13 protein-coding genes and 1 pseudogene are annotated in these 15,145 nt (G+C 66.0%); 2 read left to right on the plus strand and 12 right to left on the minus strand.

What is annotated here, in order from left to right; translation table 11 throughout:
- Positions 1 to 128 precede the first annotated feature (128 nt).
- Positions 129 to 1,274 (minus strand): low temperature requirement protein A, encoded by a 1,146-nt coding sequence (locus ACYVF3_RS13280; protein ID WP_461154540.1) that lies wholly within the window; start codon positions 1,272 to 1,274, stop codon positions 129 to 131.
- 315 nt (positions 1,275 to 1,589) lie between these two features.
- On the opposite strand from ACYVF3_RS13280, the gene ACYVF3_RS13285 reads away from it, so the two are divergent.
- A complete protein-coding gene (locus ACYVF3_RS13285; protein ID WP_461154541.1) occupies positions 1,590 to 2,336 on the plus strand; it encodes a GntR family transcriptional regulator in 747 nt (248 codons plus the stop codon).
- A gap of 318 nt (positions 2,337 to 2,654) precedes the next feature.
- Positions 2,655 to 3,359 carry a GntR family transcriptional regulator gene (locus tag ACYVF3_RS13290; RefSeq protein WP_461154542.1) on the plus strand — a complete coding sequence of 235 codons (705 nt, stop codon included), beginning with the start codon at positions 2,655 to 2,657 and terminating at the stop codon, positions 3,357 to 3,359.
- Between the two features lie 329 nt (positions 3,360 to 3,688).
- Here the strand turns inward: ACYVF3_RS13290 and ACYVF3_RS13295 are convergent, their stop codons facing one another.
- The 11 genes and pseudogenes from ACYVF3_RS13295 to ACYVF3_RS13345 all read right to left on the minus strand — a co-directional run bounded on the left by ACYVF3_RS13295 (position 3,689) and on the right by ACYVF3_RS13345 (position 15,130).
- Entirely contained in the window at positions 3,689 to 4,399 is a 711-nt protein-coding gene (locus ACYVF3_RS13295) for an MFS transporter (protein WP_461154543.1), read from the minus strand.
- Positions 4,399 to 4,977, minus strand: coding sequence for an MFS transporter (locus ACYVF3_RS13300; RefSeq protein ID WP_461154544.1), 579 nt, complete (start codon positions 4,975 to 4,977; stop codon positions 4,399 to 4,401). Before ACYVF3_RS13300 ends, ACYVF3_RS13295 begins: the two co-directional genes overlap by 1 nt.
- A gap of 692 nt (positions 4,978 to 5,669) precedes the next feature.
- Positions 5,670 to 6,596, minus strand: coding sequence for a LysR family transcriptional regulator (locus ACYVF3_RS13305; RefSeq protein WP_461154545.1), 927 nt, complete (start codon positions 6,594 to 6,596; stop codon positions 5,670 to 5,672).
- 77 nt (positions 6,597 to 6,673) lie between these two features.
- Positions 6,674 to 7,834: a CaiB/BaiF CoA transferase family protein gene (locus ACYVF3_RS13310; protein WP_461154546.1), complete on the minus strand. Its 1,161-nt coding sequence runs from the start codon at positions 7,832 to 7,834 to the stop codon at positions 6,674 to 6,676.
- Positions 7,824 to 9,053, minus strand: a complete 1,230-nt coding sequence (locus ACYVF3_RS13315) for a CaiB/BaiF CoA transferase family protein (protein WP_461154547.1) — start codon at positions 9,051 to 9,053, stop codon at positions 7,824 to 7,826. Before ACYVF3_RS13315 ends, ACYVF3_RS13310 begins: the two co-directional genes overlap by 11 nt.
- Before the next feature lies 1 nt (position 9,054).
- Positions 9,055 to 9,465, minus strand: coding sequence for a Zn-ribbon domain-containing OB-fold protein (locus ACYVF3_RS13320; protein ID WP_461154548.1), 411 nt, complete (start codon positions 9,463 to 9,465; stop codon positions 9,055 to 9,057).
- A complete protein-coding gene (locus tag ACYVF3_RS13325) occupies positions 9,462 to 10,688 on the minus strand; it encodes a thiolase family protein (RefSeq protein WP_461154549.1) in 1,227 nt (408 codons plus the stop codon). Before ACYVF3_RS13325 ends, ACYVF3_RS13320 begins: the two co-directional genes overlap by 4 nt.
- Before the next feature lie 5 nt (positions 10,689 to 10,693).
- Positions 10,694 to 11,200 (minus strand): MaoC/PaaZ C-terminal domain-containing protein, encoded by a 507-nt coding sequence (locus ACYVF3_RS13330; protein ID WP_461154550.1) that lies wholly within the window; start codon positions 11,198 to 11,200, stop codon positions 10,694 to 10,696.
- Positions 11,201 to 11,226: 26 nt separating this feature from the next.
- A complete protein-coding gene (locus tag ACYVF3_RS13335) occupies positions 11,227 to 12,363 on the minus strand; it encodes an acyl-CoA dehydrogenase family protein (RefSeq protein ID WP_461154551.1) in 1,137 nt (378 codons plus the stop codon).
- Positions 12,364 to 12,514: 151 nt separating this feature from the next.
- The gene (locus tag ACYVF3_RS13340; RefSeq protein ID WP_461154552.1) at positions 12,515 to 13,687 is read right to left on the minus strand and encodes a CaiB/BaiF CoA transferase family protein; all 1,173 of its coding nucleotides are present in this window, start codon (positions 13,685 to 13,687) and stop codon (positions 12,515 to 12,517) included.
- 308 nt (positions 13,688 to 13,995) lie between these two features.
- Positions 13,996 to 15,130 (minus strand): annotated as a pseudogene (locus tag ACYVF3_RS13345) (NDMA-dependent alcohol dehydrogenase).
- Positions 15,131 to 15,145: the final 15 nt, after the last annotated feature.

Raw genomic sequence — 15,145 nt, forward strand, 5'->3', positions numbered from 1 at the left:
CACGGCCGACGAGCCCTGCCGGTGGCCTCGACCGGATGGCCCAGCGAGAAGCCGGACCGTTGACGTTCACCCGTCGTCAAGTTTTATATATTATGCTGACAATTCCAAGAGGGTCGGCAAGGCGGGCGTCAGGCGGCCTCCGCCGCTGCACCCCGCTCTCGGGCGATGTGGCTCACCAGTACGAGCAGGACCAGCACGAGCACCAACACCGCTACCAATGGCGGTAGCCAGTACGCGGCCACCGCACCGGCCGTCAGGGCGATCGCGCCCAGCCCTCGCGGGATCCACACGATGCCGGTGGTAGCCCGGAAGTAGAACATTTGCGCCAACAGGTACAACGTCGGTCCACCGAGCAGGAGCACGCCCCCGATTCCCGCATGGGCATCCTCCGCATGCGCGATCACCAGCTCGCTGCCGGCAGCGAGGACCACCAATCCAGCCATCACGCCGTAAACGGCGTTGATGCCCAAGTGCACGGACCGGATCGGGTCGTCGGTCGCAGCGATGTGGTCGGCCACCTGCTGCTCACCGCGCCCGAAATAGGTCAACCACAGACACACCAGAGCCACGAACACCCCCAGTGATGACAACAGGGTGCGGACGTCGGGGTGTTCTTCTGACATGACCCGGCCGATCGTCAGCACGGTTTCGCCCAGCAAGATGATCAGGAACAGCCGCATGCGCTCGAGCATGTGGGAGGCATCGAAAGGGACGCTCGTCGACCGCAGCGCACGGCGCGGCACTGGATGCGCGGTCCAGGTCCCCACCAGATCGATGAGCGCAGCGACGCCCCACAGCCGCATTCGCCACTCAGCGTCAAGACCCGCTCCCACCAGCCAGAACGGCATGGACGCCGCGATCCAGACCAGCACTCGCCTGAAGTGCTCGCGCAGCTCGGGCGACGGCGCGCGCAACGCCGCGAAACCAGCCGCCCCGGCCAGCGCTGCCAGCATCGGAATCACGAACAGCCACGGGCCGTCGGCGAAGGCATGCGCGATCCCCGCGTTCATGAACAGGCCACAACCCATCACCCCCGCGGTCACAGCCCGGGTGGCCCGGCGTTCAACATCGAGCATCGTGACCTCGAAGCTCGTGAACGCCCACACACCGCAGACCGCGACCAGCAGGAGCAACGTCTCGGCCGCCCCGTGCCACGTCAGGTGCTCGATGAGGTGGTGCGTCAGCTGCGAAACGGCCAGCACGAAGACCAGGTCGAAGAACAACTCCAGGGGTGAAACTTCTCGGTGAGCCCACCGGGAACGCCGTTCGGCCATCGCTCCTCCTCGACATGACTGCTCGGCGAACCTCCGGCATCGTCCCGTTGCCGGCAAGAGGCTCCAGGCGCGAAACTCATTCTCCGCGACGTCGCGGGGAGATCGCTGAGATCGCGGCAGCCCACTTAAACCCCCTTGACCACGCGGTGCGCCCTCGAACGCCACGTCGAGACGGCGCCGGCTCGCGTGCCGGAGACGCTGGTCGCGGCGCCCCTTTAGCCACCCACGGACGCTGCAGATCGTGGAACGCCGTCCCGTCCACCGAACGAGTCGATCGCATGAAGTGTCACGCCAAGGAAATTTTGTATATGATGCATGTCACCTGAACGGGAGGTGACGCTCATGGTCGACCACTCGATCACCACGGGCCGCGACCGGTTCCGGAGCAACCGAGGCCGACGGGAACAGCTCCCCGAAGCGGTGGCCAGCTACGTCCGTGACCTGATCATGTCCAGCCAGGTCAAACCGGGCGACTTCCTCCGCATGGAGCCCATCGCCGAGGCCCTGGGCGTGAGCAGCACGCCCGTGCGCGAGGGACTGCTCGCGCTGAGCAACGAAGGATTCGTCAAGCTGATACCCCGCAGGGGCTTCGTTGCCGCCTCGGTTTCCCAGCAAGACGTGCGTGACCTGTTCTGGACGCAAGCGCAGTTCGCCGGCGAGCTCGCCGCCAGGGCCGCCAGCAAGATCACCCCGGCGGATCTCACCAGACTCGAGTCGATCAACGAGCAGTTCAAAGAAGCCGTCGACAACGACGCTCAGAACGACATCACCGAACTCGGTCATGCTTTCCACCGGTTGATCAACCGCGCAGCCGAATCCCGGCGGTTGAGCCTGCTGCTCAACTCTGCGGTGAAACAACTCCCGAACCGCTTCTACACCTCGATCGAAGGCCACGTCACCACCACCCGCGACGACCACCCCAAGCTCATCGAAGCACTGCGCTTCCGCGACCCCGAGTTGGCCCGGACCCTCACCGAGAACCACATCCTCGACGGGGCCGACGGCGTCATCCGGACGATGCGGGCACGCAGCTCCCGGGTCGACTCGGAGAGGGCACCCTGAAGATCCGCTTCGCGCTCCTCAGCAGCGTTCGAAACGTTGCCAGCGATCACCGTCGCCGCCACGAGGTCCGTCGACTTTCGGACGTGCCTCACCCCGGCCGTCGACCCCGCTAAGCTCGAGACCCAACGCTAGGCCGCATACCTGCATGTTGTGCGCATCGTACGGGCCGTCTCGACCCGGTCCGGCGCTCTACAACATGACGCAATCCCCGGCTGTCGCGCTGCGGTAGCCTCGCGCAACGACGCCAGGGGATGTTGCGCCGCAGCGAGGGACGTCCGGTATATTATGTTCCGGAAGTCTCGAGAATGTGGAGTCAAAATGTCGGTTGCGAACGACCTGGGCACGGTCCGCAGCAGCAAGCGGAAGCAGCTTCCCGACGAGGTGGCGAGCTACGTCCGCGAGCAGATCATGTCCGGGCGCTTCAAACCGGGCGACTTCCTCCGCATGGAGCCCATCGCCGAAGCAGTCGGTGTCAGCAACACACCTGTCCGCGAGGGGTTGCTGACCCTGCACAACGAGGGTTTCGTCCAGCTCGTGCCCCGCCGAGGCTTCGTCGTCGCGCCGTTCACCAGGCAGGACGTGCGCGATCTCTTCTGGGCACAGGCCAAGCTGGCGGGTGAGCTCGCGGCCCGCGCCGCCAAGAACATCACCCAAGCGCAGCTGAGCAAACTCGAATCGATCATGGAACAGCTCGAGAAAGCCGTCGAGGTCGGCGACAAGAACCTCATCGCTGACCTCGGGCACGCCTTCCACCGCGAGATCAACCTCGCCGCGGATTCGAACCGCCTGGCTCTTCTGCTCGCAGGGGTCGTCAGGCACATGCCGAACCGCTTCTACGCCTCGCTCGAGTCCCGAGTGAACTCGACCAGGGAGCAGCACCCGCTGATCGTCGACGCCCTGCGGAAGCGAAGCACCCGGAAGGCCCGGGCGCTGATGGAAGAGCACATCACTGAGAGCGCGGACTACGTCATCGAGATGCTCGAGCAGAGCGGGTTCTGGGACGACGAAGCAGCCGAATCCTGATCCAGAGCATCGAATCCAAGGTGTAGCGCCCCGAGATCGCCATCTCGGGGCGCCTTGACGCGCCCAGGTTGCAACCGCATTCCGCTCTTTCCGCGAGACGCGGACGTCCGGTACTCGATAACCTCATGCACGTCCGCCAGCCACGACGAAGGACCTGCTGGCTCGCTGCGACGCCCGGCTGCACTGCGGCGCGTGCTGGGGCACAGGACCGCCATTGTTCACAGCATCGCTCCATCGCCACTTGAACTGGATCTTGCGGGGTGGTGCGTACCCACAAGTACGCACCACCCCCGGCCCCGAGAACGCACCGGCGCTCCGCCGCGCGCTACTCAGCTCTTGGCCACTGGTTCTCCGTTGCCTACCCGAAGCATCGATGCCGCGATCAAGCTGACCACCGAACCGGCAGCGATGTAAAGCGACACCGACACGGTGGAATGCGTCGCCGCCAGCAAGGCGACCATGATGAGCGGGGCGAAACCGGCGCCGAGGATGTTCGCGAGTTGGTTGCCAATCGAGGCGCCGGAGTAGCGAACGCGAGGCGGGAACGCTTCGGCGAACAACGCAGTGCCCGGTCCGAACATCGCTCCGACCGTGAGCTGACCGACGCACGCGGCGCACAGCATCAACGGGAAGCTGCGAGTATCGACCAGCGGGAACAACGCGAAAGCCCACGCTCCGGCGGCGACCGCACCCCCCGCGTAGACCACGCGTCGACCCACCACATCGGACAGCAGTGCGAACCCGATCGTGCCTACCGCGAACGCGATCATCGAGAGCATGACCACGGTGAGCATCGTGTTCTTGGGGATCTTCAAGTCATCGGTGCCGTAGTGGAGCAGCCCCGCGGCAATGACGTAGAACATGATCGTCGCTGGAATGAAGGTGAACGCGACCAGCAAGACCTGCTTCGGGTTTCGCAGCACCTGCACCACCGAGGACCGAGGTGCCGTTCGCTTGCGATCGGCCAACTTCGCGTCGGCCCTGCGGAACTCCGGCGTGTCCTCGACGTAGCGGTGCACGAACCATGCAACCGGGAACATCACGAAGCTGAGAAGGAACGGGATCCTCCAGCCCACGAGGCGAACTGTTCGGCCGTGGTGATGTTGCTGATGAGCAGGAAGGTCAGCGTACCTCCCACCATTCCGACGACCACTCCGAGTTGCGGCAACGCACCGAAGAGGCCTCGGCTGTTCGGCGGAGCGTTCTCCAGCGACATCAGCGTGGCTCCGCCGAAGTGACCGCCGACCGAGACTCCCTGCCCGAGGCGCAGCGCCACCAGAAGGATCGGGGCCAGCACACCAGCGGTCGTGTAGTTCGGCAGCAGCCCGATCAGCATCGAGGACACGGCCATCAACATCATCGCCACGAGCAAGGCGGGCTTGCGGCCGAACTTGTCGCCGTAGTGTCCGAACACCGCCGCGCCGAGTGGCCGTCCCGCGAACCCCACGGCGAAGGTGGCGAATGAAGCGAGAATTCCGGCCACCGGGTTCTCCGCTGGGAAGAACTGCGTGTTGAACACGAGCGAGGCAGCAGTCCCGTAGATCAAGAAATCATAGTACTCAATAGACTGCGCGGCGATGGTGGCGACCAGGACGCGGCGTCTGCCCTTGGTGGGCACCGCCTTCTCGTCCCTTGATGAGATACTCCCTTGTACACTCATTTTTTCCCTGTTCTCAGGCGGGTAGGTCCTCACCGGAGCAGTACCCGGCCCGTCGTTGGGCAATGGTGTTGCTCGGTGCCGTGCACCGCAACGAGTGGACACGTTCATGTGTTCTCGAAAGTGATTTGGTCGAAGCGACCTGACGCCCGCGCGGACAGCGACGTAAGAATGAGCCGCGACCTCAGGCACCGCCTCGCGCGCTGGATCGAACGACGAAGCTTATTCACAAATATATAGTGCATGGCTCCTCGGGGAAACCCTAGGAATTCGATATATTATGTGTGATCCTTGCGAATCTGCCTCAGTCCGGGCGACTTGCCCTGGCATGTAGCAGCAAGTTCGTTCCGCTTGGGGCGATTGCATCGCTTCGCTCGCGAACAACAGGACGCGAGATTTCAACGCCCGCGGCCTTCGTCATCAAGCAATGGCGCAGGCCGATTGGATGCCCGAGATTCCATTTCGCAACTACCGCAAACTCAATGCGCATCGGCGATGAGTTCGTCGTTGATGAGGGACCTCGGCATCCCCGCCAAGCACCCGAGAACTGCCGCTACTTCGGCACGCGGCATGTCGCGATCCACCGCCGCAGTGAACGCGATTTGTGCGACCGCCGACCGCCATCCGGCAGGTGCGTGGCTGGTCAGGCCTGCTCAGCACGGGTCATCGCCGGGCCCGTCCAACAGCTGCTCCATCAACGCTACGCAGGCAGGGCCGGGGCGCCTGCCCGCCGCAGTCGCTATGTGGATCTTCCGCTCTGCCCACGGCTCGGCGAGTTCCACGACCGCGATCCGATCCGAGAGTTCCCGACTCACGAGGCACTCCGGTTGCGCGGTCACGCCCAACCCGGCTTGCACGAGGCTCAGCGCGACCCCTCCGCTGCGGACGCTGAACCCCGGTTCGAAATCCCGCCCGAGCCGGCTGGCGGCAGCCCGGAAGGCGTTGACCATGGGCCCCACGGCGATCACGTTCTCCGCCAGCAGTTCCTCGAACGTCACGCTCCCCCGGTCGGCGAGGCGGTGGCCCTGCGGGAGCGCCACCACGATGCGGTCCCGCCGGTAGGGTTTGACGTCGACGCCGGACAGGTCGAGCTCGTGCGCCGCGGCGAAGACGCCGAGGTCCGCCTCCCCGCGGGCGACCTGCCGCACGATTTCCTTGTTCTCGATCTCCCGCACGATCAACCGCACCTGCGGGTACTGCCGGTTGAACTCCCCGAGCTCGTGCGCCAGGAAAGGCGCGATGATGGAACGGGCGGAAGCGATCGCGAGATCACCTCGCATCCCCTCGGTGAACGAGGCGATCTCGGAACGGATGTCTTCGAGACTTGCGAAGATCGCGCGGACGTGACGGGCCAGCACCGCTCCAGCCGGAGTCGGCACCACGCCCTTCGGGCCGCGATCGAGGAGCTCGATCCCAGCGATGTCCTCCAGGTCGTGGATGCGCTTGGTCGCCGTCGGCGCTGAGACGTTCTCCCTGATGGCCGCCAAGCCGATCTGCTTCTCATCGACCGCGGACAAGAACAGCCGCAGCGTGAGGAGGTCCACGTGCCGAATCAGGTGCAGCCTGTTGAACGTGCTCACATGCCACCTCTTCCGCCCATACATCTCAAATTCAACCGGCTCGACCTGCCGAGGACAAGCTGCGGGAAGCACGGTCCCTAGCCACCGGGGTTGGGACCGGGTGGCAACATCGCGCCGAGGAGGTCGTTGTCCGCACCGATCCCACGGACGGCGTGCAACGGCATCGGACGCTGGCCGTCGAAGGACAGCGGCAACCCGACCACGCCGATCTCGTCGTCGGCAGGCGAGCCGATGATGCCGAGCTCCCGCGTCTGCTCGTGCGCGAGCAGTTCGGCAGTGGTCTGGACCGGCGCGCAGGGGATTCCGGCAGCCTGCAGCCGTTCCTGCCACTCCGCCCGCGTAGCGCCCGAGAGGCATTCCCCGATCAGCCGGTCGATCTCCTCACGGTTCTCCAGCCGCGCGGTATTGGTGGCGAACCGAGGATCGGTCGCCCATTCCGGATGATCCAGCGTGGCGCACAACCGGGCGAACAGCGGTTCATTCGCACAGCTGACGATCAACGCGCCGTCGGCGGTCGCGAACGCTCGGTGCGGCACGATGAACGCAACGCCGGACCCATGCCTGCTTCCGGGATGCCCGTCGGCATGATGACTGGCGACGCCCACGGACATCCAGGCGATGGCGGTCTCGAGCAAGGAGGCGTCCACATTGGCGCCGGCGTGCTTGACGTTCCGGCGGTGCAGCGCAGCCAGCACGCCGATCACCGCCCACATCCCGGCACCGAAATCCACGATGGAGACGCCGGCCCGGACCGGGCCTCCGTCCTTTTCCCCCGTGATGTCCATGATCCCGGAGAAGGCCTGCATCAGAGGATCGTAGCCGGGCATCTCGCGCAGCGGCCCTGCCTTGCCGAACGCACCGATCTCGCAGTGCACGAGCTCCGGTTTCGTCACTCGTAGGTTGTCGGCGTCCAGCCCGTACCGGGCAGCGCTACCGGGCCGCAGGTTGTGCAGGAAGACGTCCGCTCGTTCTGCGATCAGGCGGTGCAGCGTGGCGAGCTGCTGGGAGTCCTTGATGTCGAGGCTGAGGTAGCGGCGCCCGCGGTTGAGCGCGTGGAACGCCGCCCCGTCGCCCTTCCACTGGCTCGGGCCCCACCCGCGCGCTGAGTCCCCGGTAGGCCTCTCCACCTTCCACACCTCGGCGCCCAGCTCTGCCAGGATCTTGCCGGCAAAGGGAGCTGACGCGCTGTCACTCAGCTCAACCACGACGATCCCGTTCAGGGGCAGTTCACGTGTCATCGCCCTCTCCCTCTCGTGCGCGCCGTTGTTCGGCCCGGGCGGCACCCGAACCGATGAGCTCGCGAATCTCGCTCTCTCCGAAGTCGAACTCCCGCAGCAAATCCACCGAGTGCTCCCCGAGTCGCGGCGCAGGGAAGCGCATGTTCGGTGTGCTCTCGCTCCAGTGCTGCGGGATGCCGATCGTGCGCAGCCGGCCTTCCGAAGGGTGGTCTTCTTCGGCGAAGAACCCGATCTCAGTCATGTGCGGGTCCTCGAGCAACGTTCCCGGTGTGTTCATCCGCATCACCGGGATGTCCGCCTCGGTCAGCACCGCGATCCACTCGTCGGTGGAACGGGTGGCGAAGGTTTCCGCGAGGAACGCGTAGAGCTCGTCGATGTTCTCCGTCCTGCTGCGAATGTCCGCGAAGCGCGGATCCGCGGACAGGTCCGGCCGGCCCACAACGTCGAAGAAGCGCTGCCAGTGCCGGTCGGTGTAGATGTTGACTCCGAGGTACCCGTCGAGTGTGCGGTACGGCCGACGGTCGGCGTTCATCATCCGGGCGTATCCCCACTCGCCGAGCGGCGGGACGAAGGTGTGCCCGTACAGGTGGTCGCCCATGGCGAAGTGGGCGAAGGTCTCGAACATCGGGACCTCGACCTCCTGGCCTCGGCCCGTCCTTTCCCGGTGGAACAGCGCCATCGCGATCGCCGACGAGGCGGCCATGCCGACCACGCGGTCCGCGATCGCGGTGGCCACGTAGTCGGGTTCGCCTCGCTTGCGGCTCTGCAGCACCGGCATGCCTACAGCGGCCTGGATGAGGTCGTCGTAAGCCGGTTTGGCCGCGTACGGCCCGTCCTGCCCAAAACCGAAGCAGCCGCAGTAGACCAGCCGAGGGTTGACCTCCCGCGCCCGCTCGTAGGACAGGTCAAGCCGGCTCATCGCCGCAGGCCGCAGGCTGTGCAGCAGCACGTCCGCCGAACCCATCATCCGGATGAGCGCGTCGCGGCCCCTAGGGTGCTTCAGGTCGAGCACCAGACTGCGCTTGTTCCGGTTGAGGTGCAGGAAGATCGCGCCCATTCCGGGGTTTCGGTGCGGGCCGATGCCGCGGGTGGTGTCCCCCTCCGGGGACTCCACCTTGACGATGTCGGCACCCATGTCGGCCAGCAGGAGGGAGGCGTACGGCCCCATGAAATTCGAGGTCAGATCCAGAACCCGCACACCGTTGAGCGGTCCGGCCATGTCATCCCCCCACAGCCGGCGCGAAGACCGGGAGCGTCTGCTGCCCCCGTCGCACGAAGCGGACCTCCACTGGCATCCCGATCGCGACCGCGTCGGGATCCGCCTCGATCTGGGAGAACAGGTAGTAGCCCTCGTCCAGCCGGACGAAGCCGACGGTGTACGGCGCGATCGAAGCCCACGCCGGTGTCGGTCCGCGCATGACGGTGCTGTACGACCACACTTCGCCGTGGCCCCGCGACTCCTCCCAGGCCAGCGAAGGAGAGGAGCAGTGCGGGCAGTACGAGTGGGCCGGCCACACCACGTCACCGCAGCTACCACAGCGCTGGAACGTGAGCCGCTCCTCCTCGAGCGCTGCCCAGTAGGGCTCTGCGTCGAGCAGCCGGTAAGGCTGCGGCCATTCGTGCTCGGTCATGCCGGCCTCCTCGCGTCCTCGCCGGACAACAGCATCACGCCCGCGGCCGCCAACATTCCGCCCGCGCCCTGCACCAGCACCGTCTTCGGCCTGCGCGCGGGGGCCAACCCCAGCGGCGTGCCGCGCAGCTGCCGGACGGCCTCGACCAGGCTGTCCATGTTGCAGGAGATACCGGGCTGGCCGAACGACAACCAGCCGCCGTTGGTATCGGTGGGCAGGTCGCCGTCAAACCCGGTGCGGCCTTCCCGATACACGTCGATGCCCTGGCCCTTCTTCGCGAAGCCCAGGTCCTCCATGATGATCGGACCCATGTGCGCGAAGTTCACCGACATCTGGACCATATCCACATCGGACGGAGTGAGGCCGGACCGCGCGTACGCCTGCCGAGCGGCCTCCGCGGTGGCCGTGTGCGTGAGGTTGGGGTACTCCCCCATCCCCGCGTAGCGGCCGTCGCGCATGTTCATCCGGTCTGTCAGGTACTCGTGCGTGGTGGCCGATCCGTACCCGCGCACCCACACGGGGGCATGGGCCTCGCGCGCCCGTTCCGGCGAGGTGACCACAAGCGCGCCTCCGGTGCCACCAGACCAGGTGGAGCACATCCAGCGGCGCAGCGGCGTGGCGACGTACGGAGATGACAGCACCTTGTCCCGGTCGATCTCGCCGTGCTTGCGCTTCGCGGCGTGCGGGTGGTGCACGCCCCAGCGCTGATTGGCGATGGCGACGTCGGCGAGGTCCTCCTCGGTCAGCCGGTGCTCGTGGAAGTACCGGCGGGCCGCCTGCGCGTACAACGAAGGGATCGTCGGTCCGTAGGGGACCTCGAACTGCGGGTCCGAGTCCGCTTCCGACCCCATCGCCACCGCGTCCACGAACAGCTCGGTCGCGTCGCTCTGCACGCAGACCACATACTCCGCGGCACCGGCGGCGATCATCTGCGCGGCCACTGCGATGGTGGACGTCAGGCCGGCGCCGTGCAGGGTGATCTCGCTGTTGAGCGTGACGGGCATCTGCAGGTGGGAGATGAAGATGTTGCTCCACTGTGAACGCTTGTCCGCCCAGGGCGAGCGCCCGGTGAAAACCGCGTCGACCTGGTGCTTGCCGATGCCCGCGTCGGCCAACGCGGCCATCGTGGCCTCGGTGGCCAACTGGAGGGGATCCTTGCGATCAGCCTTCGAAGCGTAGGCGTCTCCCGCACCCACGATGGCGGCCACTGCTTCGCCCGCCATGGGCGTCACTTCCTCTCCGGCTGCTTCTCCGTGGGCACCGACCCGGCGAGCAGCGCTTCGAGGTCCTCGCGTCGGCGCAGCATGAGCAGGCTCCACTCACTGCGCTGGACGACGTACCCGTCCTGGTTGAGCGCCTTCATCAGGAAGGTCGTCACGCCGTACTTGTCGTCCTTCTCCTTCTTGGCGATGACCTCGGCAGTGACGTAGAGGGTGTCGTCGATCGCCACGGGCTTGACGTAGCGCTGGTTGTCGATGCCGTAGTTCGCCTGGATGGCCGGACCGAACTGGATCAGCCCGGTCATGATCGAATACGTCAGCGATCCCTGCACGAGGCGCTTGCCGAACCGGGTCTGCTCGGCGTAGTGCTTGTTGGAGTGAATCTCGATCCAGTTCCCGGTCAGCGCGCAGTAGTTGACCACGTCGGCCTCGGTCACCGTGCGCCCGCCGGAGCGGAAGATCTGCCCGACCTCGAGCTCGTCGTAGGGCAGGTCGATGCGGTTGTTGATCTCCATTGATCTTTCTCCTCAGATCGAATTCGTCAGGCCGGCAGGCGCATCGACTTGGCGATGATGGTGCGCTGGATCTGCGAGGTTCCGCCACCGATGGTGGACTGGATGCTTTCCCGCAGGTAGCGCTCCATGTCGCCTTCGGGCAGGTTCGCGTAGCCACCCAGGATCTGCATGCCGTCGAGCGCGCACCGCTTGAGCGTCTCCGAGCCGAACAGCTTCGCCATCGACGACTCGCTCGCGGCAGGCCTGCCCTCCGCCTTCAGCTGCGCCGCGCGGTAGCAGAGCAACCGGGCAGCATCGACCTGGGTCTGGCAGTCGGCGAGGGTGTGCTTGAGAACCTGGAAGTCGAACAGTTGCTTTCCGAACTGGATTCGCTGCTGGGCGTAGCGGTTCGCCGTGTCGACGGCTGTCTGCGCGTTGCCGACGTAGGCCGCGGCCACAGCGCACCGCTCGAGCTCCAGGTGCTCGGTGATGATCTTCCAGCCCTGGCCGACCTCCCCGAGCAGCGCATCCACCGGAACGCGCACGTCGTCGAGGAAGATCTCCGTTGTGCCGGTGGCGTGCCGCGACAGCGTCGGCAGCTTTCGGATGTCCAGGCCTGGGGTGTCATTGGGGATCAGCAGGACGGACAGGCCACCGTGTTTGTCCTCCTTGCCCGTGCGCACGAGCATGGCGATCACGGTGTCCTTCGCGGCGGCGCCGCTGCACCAGAGCTTGGAACCGTTGACGATCCAGTCCCCGTTGGAGTCCTGCCGGGCGTGGGTCTTGGTGTTCGCCGCGTCCGAGCCCGCGTCGGGTTCGGAGATGGAGACCGAGAAGCGGATCTGGCCGTCGATGAACGGCTTGACGTAGCGGTCCTTCTGCTCGTCCGTGCCGTACTTGATGATGTTCATCGCGGTGAACGTGGGCACCAGCACCGAGCAGGCGAAATCGAACCCGAACTTGCCAAGCCCCTCGGCCATCAACGAGTAATCGAAGATGTCGCCGCCGGATCCGCCGTTCTCCTCAGGGATCAGGATGCCGAGCCAGCCTTGCGCCGCGATCTTCTCATAAGCTTCGTACGGGTACAGCCGCTCGGAGTCGCACTTGCGCACGTACTCGACGGTGACCTCGTTGTCCATGAAGTCGTTCACCGTGTCCAGCCACGCCACCTGCGACTCGTCCAAGAAATTAGCGCACATTCCTTTACCACTTCCATGCTCGTATTCGATCAGAGACGATTCGCCGAATTCGAAGTTGCCCTCAGATTAGTGGCCAGGGCGCCGAAAATCACTTCACCGTTCCCGAATTGCCGATTCGCGAAAACTGAATCCCGGTTTATCCGAGCGCGCCGGCGGCACGAAGGGCGGCTATTTCGGCCGCGGAGAACCCCCAGTCCCCGAGCGCCTCGTCGGCGTACTCCCCGGGAGCCGCCGGAGGCCGCTGGATCGCTCCCGGCGTCCGGCTGAAGCGCGGCGCAGGCGCGGGCTGGACGACGCCGTCCGCCTCGATGAACGTGCTGCGCGCCCGCAGGTGGGGGTGTTCAGGGGCCTCGGCCATCGACAACACCGGGGACAGGCACACGTCCTGCCCTTCGGCCAGCGCGCACCACTCGTCGCGGGTCTTCGTCCGGAACACTGCGGCGAACCGATCCGCGATCTCCGGCCAATACTGCTGGTCGTGCTGGTCCGGCAGCTCGTCCTCGCTGAACCCGAGCAGCCGCACGCAATTGCGCCAGAACCGGGTCTCGTTCGCCGCGAGACTGATCCAGCCACCGTCCTTCGTTTCGTACAGGTGGTACCAAGGCGCCCCCGAGTCGAGGCGGTTGGTGCCCCGCTGGTCGGTCCAGTACCCGGCCGCGCGGAACCCGTACAGCGCCGTCATGAGCGACGCCGATCCGTCGACCATCGCCGCGTCCACGACCTGGCCTTCTCCCGACTGCCGGCTCTCCAGCAGAGCGGACACCACACCGAGCGCGAGGTAGAGTGCGCCGCCGCCGAAATCGCCGACCAGGTTCAGCGGGATCACCGGCGGGCCGCCTGCCTCACCGATCGAATGCACGACACCGGTCAGCGACACGTAGTTGACATCGTGACCCGGGGCCTCTGCCAGCGGTCCGTCCTGCCCCCACCCGGTCATCCGCCCGTACACCAGTGCCGGGTTGACCGCCAAGCAGGCATCCGGGCCCAATCCGAGCTTCTCCGCGACGCCCGGGCGGAAGCCCTCGATCAAGACATCGGTCTGCTCCACCATGCGGAGCACAGCACCGACCGCCGCAGCGGACTTCAGGTCCATCGGCACGCCCCGGCGTCCCCGGTTCATCAGCTGGTACCCGGGGTCGATGGGAGCGCCACCGTCATAGCCCGACGGCCGTTCGATCCGCAGGATGTCGGCGCCCATGTCCGCCAGCAGCATGCAACCGAACGGCGTCGGGCCGACCCCGCCGAGTTCGATGATCCGCACACCGGTCAGCGGACCGGCCGGAGCTCGCGTCTTCGTCGACTCGTTCACACGACCGGACGCTACGCACGACTTCGCCGGAATCCTAGTTCGCGATTCCGAACTGGCGATTCGAAAATGCCGAATTGATCGACCGCTACCTCTGACTTGAGATGAACAGCCGGATCCCGCCCGGTTGACGGGGACGTGGAACGGATCTCCACGCCCGCCCCTTCCCACGACCCACTTGCCTTCGTGGCGGGAGCATCGTTCGCCATCGAAAACCGAAGACATTCCCCATCCCCTTGCGCACGGCAAATCGTGGTCCAGATCAGAGGTGATCGAACCAGGATGTGCAGGGGGAGCTTCCGGCTCCGCCCTCAGTCGAAGAGGACGACTCCGCGGACGTTCTTTCCGGCGCGGAGATCGCCGTAGCCGGTCACGATGTCGTCAAGCCGGTAGGTGCGGGTGATCAGCTCGTCGAGCTTGAGCTGCCCAGTCTGGTACATCCGGATCTGGCGGGGGATGTCCGAGACCGCGTTGCACGATCCGTACAGGGCACCCTGGATGCGCTTCTCGTAGAAGCTGAGTTCGAGCAGGTTGACCGGCAGATTGCTCTCGTCGTGGCGGCCTGCACCGGTGACCACGACGGTGCCGCCCTTGCGGATCGCCGAGAACGCCTGACCGACGTGCTCACCAGTGGTGACGCCGACGGTCACGATGGCCGAGTCCGCCCCCTGGCCATTGGTGATCGACTGGGCAAGTTCGTCGGCTTCCTCGATCGAGGCGAACGAATGAGTGGCCCCGACCAATTCCGCGGTCTCGCGCTTGAGAGCAACCGGGTCCACCGCGAGTACCGCGGTGGCTCCCGCGTGCGCGGCGCCTTGCACGGCGTTGATACCGATACCGCCCACGCCCATGACGATCACGACATCGCCGGGCTTGGTCTCGGCCGCGGTACACCGCCGAGCCCCATCCGGTGCCGACCCCGCAGCCGACCAGCACCGCCTTGTCCAGCGGCACCGATTTGTCGAGCTTGATCGCGGATTGCGTCGAGACGACCGTGTGCTCGGCGAACGTGCCGAGCCCGCAGAGCTGCCCGCACGGCTGCCCGTCGAGGCTGAAACGGAAGCTGTCGGCGTCGTCGAACCTCGACCCGCGGAAGGTGTGGGCGCCGAGATCGCACAGGTTGGTCCGACCCTCGACACACCACCGGCAACGCCCGCAACTCGGCAGGAACGAGAAGACGACGTGGTCGCCCACTTCCCAGCCAGGGGTGTTCGGGCCGACCGCGTCGACGACGCCGGCCCCCTCGTGCCCAGCCACCATCGGCATGCGCTCGGGAGGGATGTCACCGGTCTGCAGGTGGTCGTCGGAATGGCACAAACCCGCTGCGACGAGCTTGATCCTCAGCTCGCCCTGCCGCGGGTCTTCTAGGTCGACGTCGAGCACTTCAAAACGTCCGGGGCTCTCGCGAATGACCGCGGCTCGTGTCTGCACGTGGAACCTCCTCATCGAGCTGGTCTGCGG

This window comes from Saccharopolyspora tripterygii, assembly GCF_054778355.1.

Bases quoted from the DNA above. Each gene is read 5' to 3' on its own strand.
- ACYVF3_RS13285 (WP_461154541.1), top strand. From the start codon at position 1,590: ATGTCACCTGAACGGGAGGTGACGCTCATGGTCGACCACTCGATCACC.
- ACYVF3_RS13330 (WP_461154550.1), bottom strand. From the start codon at position 11,200: ATGGAGATCAACAACCGCATCGACCTGCCCTACGACGAGCTCGAGGTC.
- ACYVF3_RS13290 (WP_461154542.1), top strand. From the start codon at position 2,655: ATGTCGGTTGCGAACGACCTGGGCACGGTCCGCAGCAGCAAGCGGAAG.
- ACYVF3_RS13280 (WP_461154540.1), bottom strand. From the start codon at position 1,274: ATGGCCGAACGGCGTTCCCGGTGGGCTCACCGAGAAGTTTCACCCCTG.
- ACYVF3_RS13315 (WP_461154547.1), bottom strand. From the start codon at position 9,053: ATGGCCGGACCGCTCAACGGTGTGCGGGTTCTGGATCTGACCTCGAAT.
- ACYVF3_RS13295 (WP_461154543.1), bottom strand. From the start codon at position 4,399: ATGTTCCCGGTTGCATGGTTCGTGCACCGCTACGTCGAGGACACGCCG.
- ACYVF3_RS13310 (WP_461154546.1), bottom strand. From the start codon at position 7,834: ATGACACGTGAACTGCCCCTGAACGGGATCGTCGTGGTTGAGCTGAGT.
- ACYVF3_RS13320 (WP_461154548.1), bottom strand. From the start codon at position 9,465: ATGACCGAGCACGAATGGCCGCAGCCTTACCGGCTGCTCGACGCAGAG.
- ACYVF3_RS13325 (WP_461154549.1), bottom strand. From the start codon at position 10,688: ATGGCGGGCGAAGCAGTGGCCGCCATCGTGGGTGCGGGAGACGCCTAC.